Raw genomic sequence first — 15,518 nt, forward strand, 5'->3', positions numbered from 1 at the left:
TTTAATCTCCGCCCGTCACGCGCAGCACTTCTTCCAGCGAAGTCGCGCCAGTCGCCAGCCACCGGTTCGCGTCCTCGCGCAGTGTGCGCATGCCTTGTTCGCGGCCAGCGGTCAGGATTTCGGCATCCGATGCATTGCGATGAATCAGCGCGCGGATCGGATCGTCCATCAGCAGCAATTCATACACGCCGCGACGCCCTGCATAGCCCGAATGGCCGCATTTATCGCAGCCGACCGCATGCCAATGCATGTGGCCGTTTTCCGTGCGCTGTTCCTTGCACACCGGACACAACTGGCGCACGAGCCGCTGCGCCAGAACGCCGAGCAGCGACGACGCCAGCAAATACGGCTCGACGCCCATATCCGTAAGACGCGTTACCGCTGAAGCCGCGTCGTTCGTGTGCAGCGTTGCGAGCACGAGGTGACCCGTCAGCGACGCCTGCACCGCAATCTGCGCCGTTTCCAGATCGCGGATTTCCCCGATCATGATGATGTCCGGGTCCTGGCGCAAAATCGATCGAAGCGCACGCGCGAAGGTCATCCCGATGCGCTCGTTCACCTGCGTCTGCCCGATCCCGCCCAGGTCATATTCGATAGGATCTTCCACCGTCATGATGTTGGTGGTCGCCGTTTCGAGACGCGACATGGAAGCATAAAGCGTGGTCGTCTTGCCGGAACCCGTCGGACCGGTCACGAGCACGATGCCGTGCGGCCGGCCGATCAGCTTGTCGAAGTGAACCAGCGTGTCGCGCGCCATGCCGAGCGTTTCGAGGTTCAGGCGTTGCGCATCTTTTTCCAGCAGACGCAGCACCGCGCGTTCGCCGTGACCGGTCGGCAAAGTGGAAACACGCACATCGACGGGACGGCCGCCCACGCGCAACGTGATCCGTCCATCTTGCGGCAGACGTTTTTCCGCGATGTCCAGCTGCGCCATGATCTTGATCCGCGAGATCAGCGCGCCGTGCAACGCTTTCTTCGGGCGCACGACGTCGCGCAAGGTGCCATCGACACGAAAACGCACGACGGACGACGTCTCGAACGGCTCAATATGAATATCCGATGCCTGTTCGCGCGCTGCCTGTGTCAGCAACGCATTGATCATGCGGATGATCGGCGCGTCGTCTTCCGATTCGAGCAGATCCTCGATCTCGGGAATGTCCTGCATCAAACGCGAGAGATCGACTTCGCCTTCCACTTCGCCCACGACTTGCGCCGCGCTGCCGTCGTTGCGCGCATACGCCGAGTTGATCGCGGCGGAAAGCTCGTCCACGGGCAAACGCACGATCGATACCGCGCCGAAATTGCGCGCGACCTCGGCGAGTGCGGCGTCGCTGGTTTTATCGCTGATCCACACTTCGATACTGTCCGCATGCTGATGCGCGACGAGAATCTGCCCCGTGCGCGCGAACGCGTACGGAATCAGCCGGGCCGCAAGCGGCGACGGAACACTCGTGGCGACATTCACAGCGGACAGGTTCAACGTACTCACGGCTTGGCTCCTGCGTCGCCATTAAGCGGCACGCCCGGCGCCGGATTGTTGTTCGGCACGGCGTAGTTGTTCACATTCGCGGGCTGCTGAGGCTGCGGCGGCTGTTGATACGGCTGCTGTGGTCCTTCAATTTGTTGCTCGAGCGACTGCTGCTGACCTCGCGGCGGCTTTGCTTGCGGCAATGTCGCGCTGCCACCCTGCGACGGCGAACGCGTCATGTTGTTCCAGTCGAACAAGTTCTGCGATGGCACGCCGCCCTGGCTCGGACCAATCGGCGCCGGCGGCAAGACCGGAACGTCGCGATCCTTTTCGATGCGGTTATCGGAGATCGAATTGTATTGCTGCTGACGCAGGTAGTCGTATCGGTCGTTCGAGATCTGTGAGCTGGTTGCCTGATCTCGCACGATGACCGGACGCAGGAACACCATCAAGTTCGTTTTCGTCCGCGTCTTTTGCTCGCTGCGGAAAAGTTGTCCGAGCCACGGAATGTCGCCGAGCAACGGGATCTTGCTGTTGCTCGTGTTGTACTGGTCCTGCATCAAACCGCCCAGCACGACGATCTCACCGTCATCGGCAAGAATGGTCGACTGGATGGAACGCGTATTGATGGTCACGCCGCCAGGATTGTTGACCGTGGTGTTATCGACGCTCGAATCTTCCTGGTACAGCTGAAGCTTCAGAATGCCGTCTTGCGTGATCTGCGGTTTCACGTGCAGCGTGACACCCACGTCGCGTCGATCGAACGTGTTGAACGCCGAGACCGAGGTGCCCGTATTCGCCGTCGGCGTGGCGTACGAACCCGTTACGACCGGGACGTTCTGGCCGACCACGATCTTCGCTTCCTCGTTGTCGAGCGTGATGAGATTTGGCGTCGAAAGAATGTTGGCATCCGCCGATGTCGACAGCGCCTGGAGCAAACCGCCGAGGCCGAAGAAGTTGCCGAACTTGTGCAGCAAGCCAATGTTCAAGCCCTGCGCGAGCAGCCCGGTCTGTCCTGCCAGCGCCGACGGATTGCTGCCGGCCGCATACCCCGCGGCGGTCAGGTCGACAATGTTGCTCGAGCCCGTGCCGAAATTCGAACCGCCGTAAATAGCGTTGTTGCCGCCCTTCGAGAGCAGCGCGCCTTGCCATTGAATCCCGAGATTCGCGCCCGTCGTGGCGGAAAGCTCCACGATCAGCGCTTCGATATAAACCTGCGGACGGCGTGCATCGAGTTGATCGATAACCGCGCGCAAGTTGCGATACACCGGGTCCGACGCCGTGATGATCAGCGAGTTCGTGGATGTATCGGCCTGGATCATGCCGTTGCCGGGTTGATCGTTGCTGCTGTTGCTGTCGTTGTTGTTGCCGAAACCTTTGTCGCTGCTTTGACCGCCGCCGCCCATCGGATTGCTGCTCGACGCCGAACTGCTGCCGCCGAGGCCGCCCGGCAACGGCGGCAAGCCATTCGTGCCGGTCGATGAGTTGGACCCCAGGCCGCTTTGGCCGAACGATCCGCCCGAATTGCTCGAAGAACCCGATCCCGAAGAAGACGAAGAGCTGTCGCCGCCCTTGCCCATCATGGCGCGTAAGGTCTTGGCGAGGCGCGTGGCGTCCGCGTTGCGCAGCGTGACCACGTGCATGTTGCCGGGCTGCGTGGTCGCGGAGTCGAGCTTTTTCGCGAGTTGCTTGGCCGCGGCAAGCCGGGCGCCGCTCGACGCGCGCAGCAACAGCGAGTTCGTGCGCGAATCGGCCGTGACGGTCACTTTCAATGTGGCGTCGGTGCTGCCGACCGAACCCGGATCGAGCAGCTTGCTCATCTGTTCGGCGACATCGAGCGCGTTCGCGTTCTTCAGCGTGACGACATCGACCTGACGTCCGGCGGCTGTATCGATGCCCGCAATGATGCTGCCGATCCGCCGCACGTTGTCGGCGTAATCGGTCACGACCAGCGTGTTGTTCGCTGGATAAGCGGCGATGGTGTTGTTCGGCGATATCAGCGGACGCAACACCGGCAACACGTTGTTGGCCGACTCGTTATGCAGCTCGAAAACTTGCGTGATGACCTGGTCGCCCCGCGCGGTCGGCGCGTTGCCCACGTAGGTCGGAACGCCCTGCAGCTTGGCATCGGCTTCCGGCACGACCTTGAGCACTCCGTGATCCTGCACGAGCGAAAAGCCTTGCATCCGCAATGCTGACTGCAGCGTTTTCAAGGCCTGATCTTCCGGCACCGGATTTTCCGATACCAGATTCAATTGCCCTTTGACCCGTGGATCGACGATGATCGTCTTCCCCGTCGCGGCGCCGATCGCCTTCGCGACCTGATCGATATCCGCGTTGACGAAATTCAGCGTCACCTGTGCGTGCGCGAATTGCGTGGTGACAAGACCAGCCACCAGCAAGGCCGCCGCTGCGCGACGCAATGCCATACGTTTTCTTCTCATGGAGTGTGATGTCTAGACCTGCTGATAACGTCCCCGGTCCACCGTTGTTAGCGCCAATTCAACACTTTTACCGCCACGATGTTCCGATGCGAACGTTTCCAGGGCCGATGCCCGGGCAATGCCATATCCCAAAAACGTGAACCATAGCAGCTTTTGATGTCGGTTTTGTCACAAAAGCGCTATCAATTGGCTGACGGCACATAATTTTTAAAAACACCTGAAGATTCAAACGATTCCATCGGATCAAAGTAAATTTTACTTAATCTTTCTAGCCCCTTTTTGGTCATCCTTTCCCCAGCAAGGCACTTAGGAATTGTCATATTTTTGCCGTTTACCCCGTATGGGCGATGTCATTGGATCGAATCGGCATATAACGGAAAGATCACATGAAACCTTTGCTTGCAAAAAACTTTGCGAGTTATGGCGTTACATGGCTTGCCTATGTCGGACGGCTGAATTTAAAACGCAATAGTCTGCCGGTATGATACGGGCGGAACGAAGCGCTGGATGCATTTTGTTCGGGTGGGTTTTCCCGTGTTTTCAATGGCTTACCTTGTATTACCCCGCCTTACCCAGTTTCGCCGGGCGTGAGACCTTTGTGTCGCGCGACCTCCGAAACGAAACGGCGTGCCCATATTCAGGCATGCGGTTGATCGAGTGGACCTGACAATGATGAAACTAGTGTTGCAACTTTTTGCGCTTGGATTTGGCGGCCTGCTAGTGGCTGCGCCTGCGCACGCGGACTGCTTCGACGAAGCCGCGAAGTACCAGAAAGTGAACCCGCTGATCCTGCGGGCGATTGCGTGGCAGGAGTCGCACAATCAGCCCGACGCAATGAACAAGAACGCAAACGGTTCGATTGATTACGGCCTGATGCAGATCAATTCCATTCATCTCGGCCAGCTTGCGCAGTATGGTATTTCCACAACTACGCTCATGGAACCGTGCAAATCGGTGTACGTGGCTGCATGGCATTTGCGCCAGAAAATGAACAAGTACGGCAATACGTGGCAAGCAGTTGGCGCTTATCACTCGGAAACGCCGGCGTTGCGCGACCAGTATTCGAAGCAGATCATCGCCATCCTCGGCAAATGGAAGTTGCTGACCGCGTCGCGCTGATCCTTCTGGGTTTCCGTTCCGGTTCAATCGTATTTCATCGCATGGCGCGGCGTTCCAGCCGCGTTTGATGCACAATTCCGCGTTCCAGCTCGCCGTCTGAACAGGCGATTTTCTTCAAAGCGCACCGCATGAACGCGGCTGCGCGCGCGAATCAGCGCCTTTCTCAGTGCCAACGCGATGAACCAGACATTGCCAGTCACCGTACTCGCCGGTTTGCCGGGCGCAGGCAAAACCACGCTCGTCGGCCATCTCCTTGCAGATCATGCGGACGTGCGCATCGCGGTGATTTCGGGTGGAACGGATGATCTTTCGAACGAGGTTGCGCGCGTCGCGGCCACGCAAGATTTCGATGCAATCGTGATCGAAGCGTCAGGTCAGGACGATCCGCAGACCATCGCGGAAAACCTCGTCTTCGATAACGACATCGCCCATCTCGACACGATCGTGACCTTGATCGACGCGCAGAACTTCCAGCGCGATTACGCCTCGACCGACGTACTCGGCCACGACGAGGAAGGCGATCGCACGGTTGTGGAAACGCTGGTCGCGCAGATCGAATTCTGCGATGTCATCGTGATCAACAAGACGGATCTTATTAGCGCGCCCGCGCTCGTCGAACTTCGCGACATTCTCCATGCGCTGAATCCGCGCGCCGAGTTGATCGACGCAAAATTTGGCGTCGTGCCATTGAAAGACGTCGTGAATACCGACCGTTTCGACTTCGATGCCACATCGAGCGCGCCCAGCTGGCTCGAAATGCTGAACGCCGATCCAGACGCGGCTTCGGTTGTCGCGGCGAACAGTTCGGGCATCGGCGGATTTGTGTATCGCGCGCGGCGGCCGTTTCATCCCGAGCGGCTCTGGTCACTCCTGCATCAGGAATGGACGGGCGTGCTGCGGTCCAAGGGCTTTTTCTGGCTTGCGACGCGCAGCGATATCGGCGGATCGCTTTCGCAAGCGGGCAGCGCGTTGCGGCACGGGCCGGCAGGCATGTGGTGGGCAGCTCAGGAGCGTAGCGAGTGGCCGTCTGGCGATGCCGAACTCGAAGCCGAGATCGCGGCGGACTGGTTTGGCGATGCCGACGACATGAGCATTGGCGATCGCCGTCAGGAACTGGCGATCATCGGCACGGCGCTGGATGAAGCGCACTGGCGCAGCGCATTCAACGCGTGCCTGCTCACCGACGAAGAATGGTCACAAGACGCACAGGCGTGGCTTGCGTTCGGCGATCCGTTCCCGTCGTGGGAAATGGATGATGACGATCATGAGCACGATCACGATCACGGCGATGACTGCGATTGCGGCGCGCATGGGCATCATCACTGACGCGGCCTGGCAAAGGACGAAAAAAAACCCGCCGGCGGCTAATGCCCAAGCGGGTTACGTGCGCTGAACCAACGTTCGGCGCGGACAATCGGCTACGACTTACCGCTTGTTCACTGCGTCCTTGAATGCCTTGCCAGCCGTGAACTTCACGGTCTTGGCTGCCGGAATCTTGATGGATTCGCCGGTCTTCGGATTGCGGCCGGTGCGCGCTGCGCGCTTGCCCGAGCCGAAGCTGCCGAAGCCAATCAACTGCACGGCGTCGCCCTTCGAGACAGCCTTTTTGACCACTTCGAGCAACGTGTCCAGCGTTTCGCCGGTTTGAGCCTTGCTGGCGCCGGTCTGAGCGGCCACGGCGTCGATCAGTTCCTGTTTATTCATTAAGGTTCCTTTATCAGTTTAGGTTGACACGAACAGCGCGAACGCGCCGATTATACGTGCGCGGGCCTTGCAGTCGAGTACTGGCGCGGGTTTAGCCTCTATACCCGCTGTTCCGGCAAACCCTCAAACCCCCGGCAGCCTGGCCACCTCCGTACTCGGCGGTTGTTATCATAACGCAGCGCAAACCCAATCAGGACAAGGGTTTCGAAGATTTACGCATGATCCGGCAGGGCCGCAAACCTTTGCTATGAATTTGCATCGGCAAGCAATCATTTTGGTCACCGCGCGACTGTTGTCGTTGGTTTTTGCCAACGGTTACGTAAATAATCGGCATGATTGTACGGAAACCCTTACCCGTATTGGCTTTGCGAGGCACGGACCGGGTTTTTCGAAAGACCCGGAACGGACTCATCGCGCGTTGCCTGGCGCCTTATCTCATTAATTGGGTTGAAAACCAGCCGAATGACCGATCCTGTACGCAACGCGCCCCTTTTTCTCGACACTTCGCTCGACACTTCGCGCTGGATCCGGCGCCGGAATTTCACGATTTTGCAGACGCAATTCGATGGCGGCCGACGGTTTATCGATACATGGAGTGCATGGCGCGAAGATCCGCAACGCTGCGAGCGCCTGCATTTCGTGGCGGTCGTTGCGATGGAATCGATGACGGCGCCTTCCTTATTGGCCGATCAACCAGCGTTGTCAGAGCTCCTGATCGATGCGTGGCCAATCCCCGTTCCGGGCGTTCATAGACTGGAATTCGACGATGGGCGCGTCGTGCTGACCCTCGCCGCCGGCGATGCGCAAAGCATGTTGCAGAAATTATGGATGCGCGCAGATTCGTTCTACCTGCAGAGCGCCGCGTTCGGTGACAAGCTGCCGTTCATCGCCAAGGCTTTGGCGCGCATTGCCGCCGACAACGCCATCCTTTGCGCAGATTTTCATCTTCAATTGCCGAAAGCCTTGAACGATGCAGGTTTCGCAATCGATGAAACCTCCCACTCTGTGAACGCCCGGTTCGCACCGCGCTGGCGCGTGCGGCGGCATGAACCGCCCGTGGCCGACCCAGCCGCCGGAAACGAACGCACGCGCCACGCGATGGTTATCGGCGCCGGATTGGGTGGCTGCGCGATCACGGAGCGGCTGGCATCGCGTGGATGGCGGGTCACGCTGATCGACCGGCACGCAAACCCTGCCCACGATGCGTCCGGCAACCCCGCCGGCGTGTTCCACCCGATCGTCTGGCGCGACGACAGCATCGCCGCCCGCCTGACGCGCGCCGGATTCCTCTACGCGCTTCATCGATGGTCAGTGCTCGAACAACACGGCCACGACCTTCGACGCAGCCGCGACGGCCTTCTGCAAATCGCCGACTCGGCGGAGGACGCGGGCGCCATCGCGTTGGCAATTACGCGCTTCGGCTTGCCGCGCGCCTACATAAACGCGGTCGATGAACACGAAGCCACGCGGCTCGCCGGCCAGGCGGTATCGCGTGCGGGATGGTTTTTCCCCCAGGGCGGCTCGATCTCGCCGGCCGCCGTTTGCGCCGCGCAATGCACAGTTGCCGGCGATCGGCTGACGTCGCGTTTCGACACGCGAGTCGAGCGCATTGAACACGAAAACGGCGTATGGACGGCCTTCGATGCAACTGGGCGGTTTATCGCTAAAGCGCCGGTTGTGATCCTCGCAAACGCCGGCGACGCGCAACGCCTCGCCGGTCTGCACGACCAGCCGACGCGCGGCGTGCGTGGGCAGCTCACCGTGCTGAACGCGAGTCCGCTCGACGGCCTGCGCGTCCCGCTCGTTGGCGACGGTTACGCCGTGCCGCTCGGCCAACACAAAACCCTGACCGGCGCGACCTACGATATCGACGATATCAATCCGCGTATCGAAGCATCAGGTCACGTCGAGAACCTGGAACGCGTAGCGCAGATGCTGCCTGCGCTGGACGGTTTCGCGCCAGACGCGGCTACGCTGGAAGGCCGGGTCGCGTTCCGCTCGGTAACCACCGACCGCATGCCGATGATCGGTTCTCTCGCCGATGAATCCGCCGCCCGCGCCGACGCCGCCCGTCTTTCCGGCGCGTGGCCGCTCGACTTGCCGCGCATGCCCGGCTTGTACGGTGCGTTCGCGTTCGGATCGCGGGGCCTGATCTGGGCCGGGCTCGCTGCCGAACTGATCGCGGCTCAACTCGAAGGCGAACCCTGGCCAATCGAGCGTGAACTCGCCGATGCCATCGATCCCGCGCGTTTCTTCTTGCGGGCGTTGAGGCAAGGCCAAATCAGCTGAAAACCTTTTCCACCGATGCCTGTGGATAAGTCATCGAATTTCGTGCGAACGAGCTGTGTACTCGCTGTGGGCGTAAACGGGACAACTCGGCCGCGTATCAAAAAGCCGGAAAGTTGTTCGGAGTTCACCCTTCTGCACGCACACGTTCACTGCGCCCTTATGCGGTCTCCAACTGGTTGTTAACAATCGCGAAAAGCGAGTTATCCACAGAAAAGCGCCGGCCTTGTTAACTACTACTACGTATATATAAACAAAACTTGTAAACCTTAAAACAAGGGTCATCGGCAGCGCTCAAAATCGAAAAACGGCGGTTTCGTCAATCGAGCATCGCGGGTTTGCGGTAGAAATTTCCTCCTGTCGAAATGTGAAAATTCATTGTTACCGCTTCACTTCAGCGCTCGCTGAGCAAGCGCAGTCAAGGCCGGGAGCTATGGCACAATCGCCGTTCTTTCGTTTAGCCGCTTCGCTGGCTAGTTGCTTTTTTGCTGCATCGCGCGCCAGTGCGCGCAGCGGTCACAAACGCTGTGAACTCAGCAGCCGAGCCATTTGACCAACGTGTCGAACCGGCCACACGCAGCAACAATCGCAACGAATCGCGGTCCGGGAACCGGTGGCGCATCAGGCAACGCCGGCCGCTGACGAAACGTCCCTTACCGCCCATCCGCACTAGCTGCAAGGAGAAGTCCTCACGATGAAGTCGGCCTTTTCATTTCTACCCGCCTGGCCGCTTACACCCGATGCCATTTTCTGGGCCGGCCTCGCGCTGCTCGCGGCGGGCCTCTGTGGCGAATTGCTATGGCGCGCCTGGCGTTTGCCGCGGATTACCGGATATGCCGTTATCGGATTGATTGCTGGCAATGCGGGTTTTGGTGTTATCGATGTCAGTTCCGCAGGTCTTTCACGACCATTGCTTGATGTAGCGCTCGGCCTGCTTCTGTTCGAACTCGGCAGCCGGCTCGATTTGAAATGGATTCGCCGTAATCCGTATCTGATTTTGTCGAGCATTGCTGAAAGCACGCTGACATTCGGCTTCGTTTTGATCGCGCTGACGTTGTGCAAGGTTCCGACCATGCCATCGATCGTGATTGCCGCAATTGCGATGGCCACGTCGCCGGCAATGGTGATCCAGCTTCGCACCGAACTGCGCGCCGAAGGTCAGGTCACGCAGCGCCTTCTGACGCTGACCGCGCTCAACAGCATGTACGCGGTGGTCGTGGAAAAGCTCGCGGCCGGTGTTCTGCATCAGGAGATTTACGGCAATACGCTGGCGACTATCGTTCAACCGCTTTATTTGCTGCTCGGTTCGCTCGTGCTCGCGCTCGGTCTCGCGCTTGCGTGCAATCTGCTGTACAGACGGCTCAATACCAACGACGAACATTCTTTCGTCGCGCTCTTTGGCCTCGTGTTGCTGGCGATTGCGATTGCGCACGTGTTCAAGTTGTCGACCATTCTTGCGCTGCTGGCAGCCGGCATCATCGTTAAGAATTCGAATGATCGGCCGCAGCTCTGGCCCACGCATTTCGGCACGGCCGGCTGGCTGCTTACGGTAATCCTGTTTGCATTGACGCTGACGGCGTTCGAATGGCGCGATATCGCGCTCGGCGGCATCGCGGCGCTGGCGCTGATCGTGGCGCGGTTTATCGGCAAGCTCGCCGGCGTGCTGATTTTCGCGAAGCCGAGCGGGCTGAACTGGAAGCAGGGCGCGGCGCTGGGTGTGGCGCTCACGCCCATGTCGGCGCTCGCGTATCTTCTGGTGGACGACATGTACGTGCTGTATCCCGATTACGACCCCACGCTGCGCGCGATCGTGATGTGTTCCATCGTCGTATTGCAAATCGTTACGCCGTTTCTGGTGTATCGAAGCTTGTCGGCTGTCGGCGAACGGCGCGAGTGAGTGACCGCAACAAGTGACCGCAACAAGTGACCGCAACGAAGGCGCAATGAGTTGGCTGCAATGAATTGCTTTAACTGAGCTTGATCAAACAAGAGGCACCATGTCACTCGAACCTTTCATCAATTCGGAGCCGTTCACGTTTGGCGTCGAACTCGAGATCCAGGTCGTCAACACGCACGACTACGACCTGACCAAGGCCGCGTCCGACCTGATGCGCCTCGTCAAGGACGAAAAGATCCCCGGCAGCATCACGCCGGAGATCACGGAAAGCATGATCGAGTTGTCCACGGGCATCTGTACGACGCACGAACAGGCCGTAACGGACCTCCACAAGATCCGCGACACACTCGTGGCCGCTGCTGACCACCTGAACGTCGGGCTGTGTGGCGGTGGCACACACGCCTTCCAGCAGTGGAGTGACCGTCAGATCTTCGATACCCCGCGCTTCCAGTATCTTTCCAAGCTCTACGGATATCTCGCGAAGCAGTTCACGGTGTTCGGGCAGCACGTGCACATTGGTTGCCCGGATCCCGACAGCGCGCTGTTCCTGTTGCATTCCATGTCGCGCTTCATTCCGCATTTCATCGCGTTATCGGCTTCGTCGCCGTATGTGCAAGGTGTCGATACCGGCTTTCATTCCGCGCGCCTGAATTCCGTGTTCGCGTTTCCGCTGTCCGGCCGTGCGCCATTCACGCTGACCTGGGACAGCTTCGAGGAATACTTCTCGAAGATGGTCAGCACCGGCGTGGTCAACAGCATGAAGGATTTTTATTGGGATATTCGCCCGAAGCCGGGTTTCGGGACCATCGAAGTGCGTGTGATGGATACGCCTTTGTCCGTGGATCGCGCTGCGGCGATCGCGTGCTACATCCAGACGCTCGCGCGTTATCTTCTGCTCGACAAGCCCTTGACGTTGAAAGAAGACGATTACCTCGTCTACACGTTCAACCGGTTCGAGGCGTGCCGCTTTGGTCTGGAGGGCAGTTGCATCGATCCACAAACGGGCGAACGGCGCACCATAGCGGAAGACATTCTTGCGACGCTCGATGTCATCGAGCCTCACGCCGATGCCCTCGGTTCGAACGAAGCGCTCCGTCAAGTCGGCGATATTGCGCGCACCAACATGAACGATGCAACCTGGCTGCGCGGGGTTTTCGATCGCGAGCGCTCGCTGCATGAAGCCGTTCGTCAGCAATGCTTGCAGTGGCGCGAGTGAAGGATATCTGCAAGGAAGATTTGAGACTTTTTGTGCGAACCCGCCAGCCGGCGGGTTTTTTTTCGCCGGTTTAATTCCATCGAATAATCATGTTTTCAAGCCATCTTCAGACCGGCAAGGCGCCTCTAAGGTTTACCGTCACGAAGTCGTATACATACGTAATAGTAGTTAACAAGCAGCGTCGGTTTCTGTGGACAACCGTCAAAAACGTCGTTTACTCAACAGTTTGGAGTGCGCATAACTATAGGGCGAACGTTTGCACGAGCGCGGCGAACCCGGGATAAGACCCGCACCGTTTTTAACGGACGCGGGGTTATCAAGAATCGGCGCACATCGGATAATGCGGTTATCCACTGCGTTATCCACATGCTTTCGTGAATAACTAAGGTGTACGTTTGTTCCGGCTCGCTTAGAATGCTGGTTTGGGGCGGGTCATATCGGCAAGGCAGTAAGCCGGTAAGAAAAAAAATGCATGCGACGTTGTGAATGAGGCGCCGCCAAATAGCATGAAGTATGATCCGGACGCCGAACGAGTAGCATCGCTTGGCTCGTCCGAATTTTGAGACGGTTGTAGATAAGATAGGATTCGCCGGTTGGACTAGCCGGCGATCGAGCCAGCAGCGGCTTTGGCAAAACGAGCGGGGTCTGACGTTTTGCCGGTGTAGAAAGCGGCTGCCGAACATCAGATAAGCATCAAGAAAGACGAAGCGAACGACTATGAGCGAAGGCGTATACGGAGAGCAGGCCACGGGGCGGGTGACCCACGGTTTGCTGCGGTTGAGCACGGCAATGCGCAGCCAGGCATGGGAATGGGCCGAAGGCGCAGGACTCACGCCAACCCAGGGTGAGATCCTCGTGCTGCTGATGCAGCGTCGCGGGCCAATGCGGCTTGGCGAGATTGCGCGGGAAACCGCGTTGACCGCGGCGACCACCAGCGACGCGGTCAGCACGCTGGAAAGCAAGGGTCTGGTTGAAAAACGCCGTGCGCTGGACGATGGCCGCGCGCTTGCCGTGCGCCTGAGCGCGCGCGGGCGCACGGCTGCGAAGAAGGCGCTGGTCTGGCCTGAGTTTCTGACGAAAGCCGTTGGCACGCTGAAAGCCGATGAGCAGTCGCAGCTTTACCGGAGCTTGCTCAAGACCATTCGCCAGCTCGAAGTCGTGCAGCAGATTCCGCCGCACCGCATGTGCCTGAGCTGCACGCACCTCGAAGCGAGCAAGAATCCCAAGAAGACGCCGCATCACTGCAATTTGCTGAACATCGACATGGGCGATACCGACCTGCGTCTCGATTGTTCGGTGTATGAAGAAGGCGATCTTTCCAAGCAGAAGAAGAACTGGAAGATTTTCGCGCAGGTCGCGTAATCGTTCTTATCGGCGGCCCTGATCGGGTCTCTGCTTGACCAACAGTTCGACAAGACGGCTCCCATTTTCGCGAGCCGTCTTTTGTCATTCTCGTTCGCCGCCTTGCATCTCGCGCTGAGGCGATGCGATCGCGTCTCGGTTAGACTATTCCGACGCGCTTGATCGAAGCGCTCGAAGCCATACTTTTCCCGCACGTGCGCCGCGTGGCACGCTCGTTCTGATCCCTGCTTGCCGGCTATCCTGGATGACCGCCGATGAAACGTGAAGTCCTGGCGATACGCCACGTCTATTTCGAAGATCTCGGCAGCCTGGAACTTGTGCTGGGCGATCGCGGCCAACTCGTGCGTTATCTCGATGTCGGCCGCGCCCGCATCGAGGCACCGGATCCGCTTGATACATCGTTGATGGTCGTGCTCGGCGGACCTATCGGAGCCTACGACGACGCGTTATTTCCCCATCTGAATCCTTTGCTCGCCATGCTGAAAAAGCGAATTGAGGCCGGTTTGCCGACCATCGGCATTTGCCTTGGTGCGCAATTGATTGCACGCGCGTTGGGCGCGAAGGTTTATCCGGCGTTGCAGAAAGAACTCGGCTGGAAGCCGCTCACATTGACCGATGCAGGCCGTGCGTCCGCGTTGCGTCATTTCGAAGTCGATGGCAAGTCCACGCCCGTACTTCACTGGCACGGTGACACGTTCGATCTTCCGGAGGGCGCGACATTGCTGGCATCGACGGATGTTTGCGAGAACCAGGCATTCAGTTGGGGCGATCACGTTCTTGGTTTGCAATGCCATCCCGAGGTTCTCGTGGACCGGTTCGAAAGCTGGCTGGTCGCATATCCAGGTGAAGTGTCAGAAAGCGGCACCGATGTAATAACCCTTCGCGCCGATACTGCGCGGAACGGTCCTGCGCTTGAAAGTGCGGCGCGCAAGATGTTTGGCGAGTGGCTCGACGGCTTCGAGTCCGCGAGATAAGGCGGGAGTTGACTGATGAATCTGGTTATCGATGCTGTGCTTGCCGGCAAGATTGCGCCGCTCGGTTCTCAAGGCAAGCGCAGCGCAATCCACAAGGTCGCGCTTTCGGCGCGTGTTCGTGTAGGCGAGACCGGCCTTGATGGTGATCATCAATATGAGCGCAAGCATCATGGCGGCCCGGAAAAAGCGTTGCATCACTACAGCCGCGATCACTACGCTGCATGGCGTGATGAATGGCCGGAGGCATCGGCGGAAACCGTCGGACTGATGCGTTTCGATGCGCCGGGAGCCTTTGGCGAAAACATATCGACGAGTGGCTTGAACGAGACAGATGTATGCGTTGGCGATGTGTATCGATTGGGCACGGTGATTGTTCAGGTATCGCAGCCGCGCCAGCCGTGCTGGAAGCTCAACGTTCATTTTTCCCGCGACGACATGTCGAGACGAGTGCAGGACACGCGCCGCACTGGCTGGTACTACCGAGTGCTGGAACCGGGCGAAGTAGCGGCGGGCGACCCTGTGGAAAGGCTGGCGCGCCCGCATGCGGATTGGAGCATTGAAAGATTGCTGCGCGTCTTCTACGTAGATCGTGACGACCGCGAAGCGCTGGAAGAAATGGCGACATTGGAAGCCCTGACGCCATCGTGGCGAAGCACGGCGGCAAAGCGTCTAGAGAGTGGCAAGACGGAGTCCTGGTCGACCCGCCTGAACACCCCCGCAAGCGCAAAATAGAAGACTTCCGAATTAGCAGCCACAGACACGGGTGGCGAAGCGTGTGGGTATCGGTGTTCGGAGGGGGAGGGTTTCGACGGGACGTGGTTATGCGCTAAGGGTACGTCTTGCGTGCCACATAGTTAAAGACTGCACGCTATGGACACTTAAGAATTAGCGGTTGGGAGGCGTTTTCTTTGCTTCGTTTCTTTTTCGCCGTTGTGTTTAGACCGGAGACATGGTTGACACTTGTACGGGGACATAGCTGACACATTTTCATAGTGAGGTCGGGGGCTGGTTCAGGTCAAGTTCCATCACCCGATGTTGATAAAAATAG

11 protein-coding genes are annotated in these 15,518 nt (G+C 58.9%); 8 read left to right on the forward strand and 3 right to left on the reverse strand.

Features of this window, described 5'->3' with window-relative positions:
• Nucleotide 1: 1 nt before the first annotated feature.
• Both gspE and gspD read right to left on the reverse strand, forming a co-directional pair.
• A complete protein-coding gene (gene gspE, locus ASG35_RS15405) occupies nt 2-1,489 on the reverse strand; it encodes a type II secretion system ATPase GspE (protein WP_056358774.1) in 1,488 nt (495 codons plus the stop codon).
• Complete coding sequence (gene gspD, locus ASG35_RS15410; RefSeq protein ID WP_082508405.1) at nt 1,486-3,897, reverse strand: type II secretion system secretin GspD; 2,412 nt, start codon at nt 3,895-3,897, stop codon at nt 1,486-1,488. The genes gspE and gspD overlap by 4 nt, the downstream gene beginning before the upstream one ends.
• 687 nt (nt 3,898-4,584) lie before the next feature.
• Between gspD and ASG35_RS15415 the strand changes: the two genes are divergently transcribed.
• Nucleotides 4,585-5,031 carry a lytic transglycosylase domain-containing protein gene (locus tag ASG35_RS15415; RefSeq protein ID WP_056358949.1) on the forward strand — a complete coding sequence of 149 codons (447 nt, stop codon included), beginning with the start codon at nt 4,585-4,587 and terminating at the stop codon, nt 5,029-5,031.
• A 177-nt stretch (nt 5,032-5,208) separates the two neighbouring features.
• Nucleotides 5,209-6,357 (forward strand): GTP-binding protein, encoded by a 1,149-nt coding sequence (locus tag ASG35_RS15420; protein WP_056358778.1) that lies wholly within the window; start codon nt 5,209-5,211, stop codon nt 6,355-6,357.
• A gap of 99 nt (nt 6,358-6,456) precedes the next feature.
• On the opposite strand, the gene ASG35_RS15425 is transcribed toward ASG35_RS15420, so the two are convergent.
• Nucleotides 6,457-6,735, reverse strand: coding sequence for an HU family DNA-binding protein (locus tag ASG35_RS15425; protein WP_031364544.1), 279 nt, complete (start codon nt 6,733-6,735; stop codon nt 6,457-6,459).
• A 462-nt stretch (nt 6,736-7,197) separates the two neighbouring features.
• Here ASG35_RS15425 and mnmC point away from each other — a divergent pair, with 462 nt between their 5' ends.
• From mnmC to ASG35_RS15460, 6 genes are all read left to right on the forward strand, one after another.
• Entirely contained in the window at nt 7,198-9,024 is a 1,827-nt protein-coding gene (gene mnmC, locus ASG35_RS15430) for a bifunctional tRNA (5-methylaminomethyl-2-thiouridine)(34)-methyltransferase MnmD/FAD-dependent 5-carboxymethylaminomethyl-2-thiouridine(34) oxidoreductase MnmC (protein WP_056358780.1), read from the forward strand.
• A 691-nt stretch (nt 9,025-9,715) separates the two neighbouring features.
• Nucleotides 9,716-10,918, forward strand: coding sequence for a cation:proton antiporter (locus tag ASG35_RS15440; protein WP_056358784.1), 1,203 nt, complete (start codon nt 9,716-9,718; stop codon nt 10,916-10,918).
• Nucleotides 10,919-11,018: 100 nt separating this feature from the next.
• The gene (locus tag ASG35_RS15445) at nt 11,019-12,134 is read left to right on the forward strand and encodes a YbdK family carboxylate-amine ligase (RefSeq protein WP_056358787.1); all 1,116 of its coding nucleotides are present in this window, start codon (nt 11,019-11,021) and stop codon (nt 12,132-12,134) included.
• 717 nt (nt 12,135-12,851) lie between these two features.
• Nucleotides 12,852-13,496: a MarR family winged helix-turn-helix transcriptional regulator gene (locus ASG35_RS15450; protein WP_056358790.1), complete on the forward strand. Its 645-nt coding sequence runs from the start codon at nt 12,852-12,854 to the stop codon at nt 13,494-13,496.
• Between the two features lie 254 nt (nt 13,497-13,750).
• On the forward strand, nt 13,751-14,470 hold the full coding sequence (locus ASG35_RS15455; protein WP_056358793.1) for a glutamine amidotransferase: 720 nt from the start codon (nt 13,751-13,753) through the stop codon (nt 14,468-14,470).
• A gap of 15 nt (nt 14,471-14,485) precedes the next feature.
• Entirely contained in the window at nt 14,486-15,202 is a 717-nt protein-coding gene (locus ASG35_RS15460; protein ID WP_056358796.1) for an MOSC domain-containing protein, read from the forward strand.
• Nucleotides 15,203-15,518 lie beyond the last annotated feature (316 nt).

Source organism: Burkholderia sp. Leaf177, from assembly GCF_001424345.1.
Taxonomy (GTDB): Bacteria; Pseudomonadota; Gammaproteobacteria; order Burkholderiales; family Burkholderiaceae; genus Caballeronia.

Coding starts and splice junctions, on each gene's coding strand:
- ASG35_RS15420 (WP_056358778.1), top strand. CDS start 5,209: ATGAACCAGACATTGCCAGTCACCGTACTCGCCGGTTTGCCGGGCGCA.
- ASG35_RS15460 (WP_056358796.1), top strand. CDS start 14,486: ATGAATCTGGTTATCGATGCTGTGCTTGCCGGCAAGATTGCGCCGCTC.
- ASG35_RS15445 (WP_056358787.1), top strand. CDS start 11,019: ATGTCACTCGAACCTTTCATCAATTCGGAGCCGTTCACGTTTGGCGTC.
- ASG35_RS15455 (WP_056358793.1), top strand. CDS start 13,751: ATGAAACGTGAAGTCCTGGCGATACGCCACGTCTATTTCGAAGATCTC.
- mnmC (WP_056358780.1), top strand. CDS start 7,198: ATGACCGATCCTGTACGCAACGCGCCCCTTTTTCTCGACACTTCGCTC.
- ASG35_RS15450 (WP_056358790.1), top strand. CDS start 12,852: ATGAGCGAAGGCGTATACGGAGAGCAGGCCACGGGGCGGGTGACCCAC.
- ASG35_RS15415 (WP_056358949.1), top strand. CDS start 4,585: ATGAAACTAGTGTTGCAACTTTTTGCGCTTGGATTTGGCGGCCTGCTA.
- ASG35_RS15440 (WP_056358784.1), top strand. CDS start 9,716: ATGAAGTCGGCCTTTTCATTTCTACCCGCCTGGCCGCTTACACCCGAT.
- gspD (WP_082508405.1), bottom strand. CDS start 3,897: ATGGCATTGCGTCGCGCAGCGGCGGCCTTGCTGGTGGCTGGTCTTGTC.
- ASG35_RS15425 (WP_031364544.1), bottom strand. CDS start 6,735: ATGAATAAACAGGAACTGATCGACGCCGTGGCCGCTCAGACCGGCGCC.